The sequence below is a fragment of the Clostridium sp. D5 genome, assembly GCF_000190355.1.
GTDB lineage: Bacteria > Bacillota > Clostridia > Lachnospirales > Lachnospiraceae > Faecalicatena > Faecalicatena fissicatena_A.
The window spans coordinates 1-3,176 of record NZ_GL870829.1 but is presented as its reverse complement, the minus strand read 5'-3'; the positions used below and the strand labels follow the sequence as shown (position 1 = coordinate 3,176).

At 42.3% G+C, this 3,176-nt stretch carries 3 protein-coding genes; all 3 read left to right on the top strand.

Annotated elements, in window-relative coordinates; translation table 11 throughout:
- Positions 1 to 272: 272 nt before the first annotated feature.
- The 3 genes from HMPREF0240_RS23070 (at position 273) to HMPREF0240_RS23060 (ending at position 2,882) form a co-directional block, all read left to right on the top strand.
- Positions 273 to 656: a hypothetical protein gene (locus HMPREF0240_RS23070; protein ID WP_035314754.1), complete on the top strand. Its 384-nt coding sequence runs from the start codon at positions 273 to 275 to the stop codon at positions 654 to 656.
- Positions 646 to 1,002, top strand: a complete 357-nt coding sequence (gene tnpB, locus HMPREF0240_RS23065; RefSeq protein ID WP_009005799.1) for an IS66 family insertion sequence element accessory protein TnpB — start codon at positions 646 to 648, stop codon at positions 1,000 to 1,002. Before HMPREF0240_RS23070 ends, tnpB begins: the two co-directional genes overlap by 11 nt.
- 266 nt (positions 1,003 to 1,268) lie before the next feature.
- On the top strand, positions 1,269 to 2,882 hold the full coding sequence (locus tag HMPREF0240_RS23060; protein WP_009005798.1) for an IS66 family transposase: 1,614 nt from the start codon (positions 1,269 to 1,271) through the stop codon (positions 2,880 to 2,882).
- The last annotated feature ends 294 nt before the right edge of the window (positions 2,883 to 3,176 follow it).

Genomic DNA, 3,176 nt, shown 5'->3' with positions numbered 1-3,176 from the left:
AAATAGAGTAGGGAAATAATGGCTAGCATTATTTCCCTCTCATTGAACCGTACGTACGGGTCTCGTATACGGCTCTACAACTTATATTCCAACTTATCTTAGATAATAATTTAAAGGATTGAGCAAACCAGCTCCGTCCTTTATTTTTGTTTCAAGCACCATTGGGCTAATGAGTAAACGTCAAACCATCCGCCTTTCTTTCTGATGAGTTTTATGGCACACTTGAAAAAATGCAAAAAACTAACTAGTTTTTTCAAGTGGAGGTAAATACTATGGATAAAACCACTCATGAAGTAAGGCTTGCTAATTGGAAATCAATTATTGAGCAATGTCAACAGCGACCGGAAGGACAGACTGCCAAACAGTGGATGATGGATCATGACATCAGCGAAAAGAGCTACTACTACTGGCTTCGCAAAATACGCAAGGAAGCATATGAGCAAATGTCTTCAATCAACCTACCGGCTACCAGTCAGGAAGGCACTGTTACATTTGCAGAATTACCAGTTCAACCACAGGGAGCTTCTGAATCTTTCGGGCAGTCATTTCAAGCAGATGCAATCATCCGCACCGGGAAGTTGACGATAGGATTATCAAACACTGTTTCTCCTGGACTTCTAAAACAGATGTTGGAGGTTGTTATCCATGTTAGCTGAAGCAGCCGGCGTGAAACGCATCATATTGGCTTGCGGAAGAACTGATCTTCGAAAAGGAATTGATGGTCTGGCACAATTAATCGGCACAAAGTATGATTTAAATCCTTTTGAGAAGGATGTGCTTTTCCTGTTCTGTGGGTGCCGAACGGACAGGATTAAAGGCCTGCTTTGGGAGGGGACCGGGTTTTTACTTTTGTATAAGCGTTTGGAAGATGGCTCATTCAGCTGGCCGCGCACGCCCGAGGAAGCGGCGGAACTGACCAGAGATCAGTACCAGATGCTGATGCAGGGCTTGAATCCGATTGTTCCAAAGATCAAAGAGGTCCATCCAAAGCATGTGTTATAAAGTTTTTGTTGTGCAAAACAGAGAAATTTAAACCTTCGGTTTTTGCTGTAACTTTGGAATCCCAAAACTTGCCGTAAAGCTATCAGCATTGCGGCATATACGCCTGAAACAAGGCACTTTTGAACATTGAAAACTCTATATTTCTATCCTTGTATAAGAGGTATAAAGCGTGTAAACCATAGGCATTATGACGAAGTGCCAAAGTGCCGAAAGTGGCATAAATACGCTATCCGCGGTATAATAAAGACAATTAGGAGAGCGAACTTATGGCTGAAAAATATACCGTGGAACAATTGAATAAGCTAAACAAAAAAGATCTGATGCTCCTTGTGTTGTCTATGCAGGATCAGTTAACACAGATGAATGATAACTTGGAGAAACTTATCGAGCAGATACGTATTGCAAACCAACAGCACTTTGGACGCCATACGGAAACACTGGATGCAGTCAGCGGACAACTATCGCTGTTCAATGAAGCCGAAGCACTTGCGGAAGATACTACGGAAGAATTAACGATAGAAGAAGTCCTTGCGACAATCCCAAAACAGAAAAAGCAGCGCGGTAAGCGGGATGCGGATTTGTCTGGATTTCCGGAAGAAAAGATTCTTCACAGTGTCTCGCAAGAAAAACTTAACGAGATGTATGGTGACGGAAACTACAAGCGTATGCCGGATGAATCTTATAAGCGCCTGCGTTACGAACCGGCTTCCTGGACAGTTGAAGTTCATACGGTTGAAGTGTATGTCGGCACAGATGGGCTCCATCAGGATGAATTCGTCCGGGGTGATCGTCCAAAAGATCTTCTTAGGAACAGCATTGTAACTCCTTCATTGGAAGCTGCCATCATCAATGGGAAGTATGTGAATTCTATTCCGCTGTACCGAATTGAGCAGGAGTTCCAGCGAGGTGGTGTCCATATCAGTAGACAAAATATGGCTAACTGGACCATCCTGTGTGCACAGAGATACTTTCAGCCAGTTTATGACTATATGAAGGAAGAACTATTTAAATATCATGTCACCCAATGTGACGAAACACCGGTTGAAGTGATCAATGATGGACGTTCTGCAGGAGCACAGAGTTATATGTGGGTTCACCGGTCTGGCGAATACTACAAAGACAAGCCCATTGTCCTGTATGAATACCAGAAGACCCGGCATCATGATCATCCGGAGCAATACTACAAAGACTTTAAGGGAGTCCTTGTAACGGATGGTCTAAGCCAGTATCATCTGATTGAAAAGAATCTGGAGGGGGTGACCAACGCGAATTGCTGGGCACACTGCCGCAGATCGTTTATGAATGCGGTAAAGGCAATGGATGACCGGGAAACAGCCAAAAAATCGGTTGCATACCAAGCACTAATAAGGATATCTTCCATCTATAAACTGGATGAATCTTTAAAGGCGCTTACAGCAGAAGAACGGCTCAAGGAGCGAGAAAAAAATGTAAAACCGCTTGTTGAGGAGTATTTTGTGTGGGTAAAAAAAGTGCTCCATGAACAACTGCCAAAAGGCGAAACCGCTAAAGGTTTAAAATACAGCATCAATCAGGAAAAGCAGCTAAAGGTATTTCTGAGAGATGGAGAAGTCCCGATAGATAACTCGGCTTCTGAGAGATCAATTCGTACATTCTGCATTGGCAAAAAGAACTGGGTAATAATTGACTCTATCAAAGGAGCAGAAGCCAGTGCTGTGATATACAGCATTTCGGAAACTGCCAAACTGAATAATCTGAGTACTTACAATTATTTTTGCTATCTGCTTACAGAATTGCCAAAACTTGCAGACAAGGATGGAACTATAGACAAAAACGCATTGGCATCTTTGATGCCGTGGTCAACCAATCTGCCGGAAAAATGCCGGATACCACGCCGCTGAAAAGCGGCGTTGGTTTAGGTTGGGGCGGATGGTTTGACGTTTACGCTAATGATAAAATTAACTACGTTCATTCCACTCTGTCTGTACCATCCAAGTCTTGAGTTTGCAACTTTATAGATTGATTCATGGTCGAATCCACATTCATATTTTCTATTCATATAGCATAGATTTTTATATATGGTCTTGGACGTTTTCCATTGTTTCATCACAATTACTCGAATTTTTATGCCTTAACCATTGTCCGAAATCATCCATAAAACCTTTCATCATTCCGATTCTGAAATAGTTAATCCA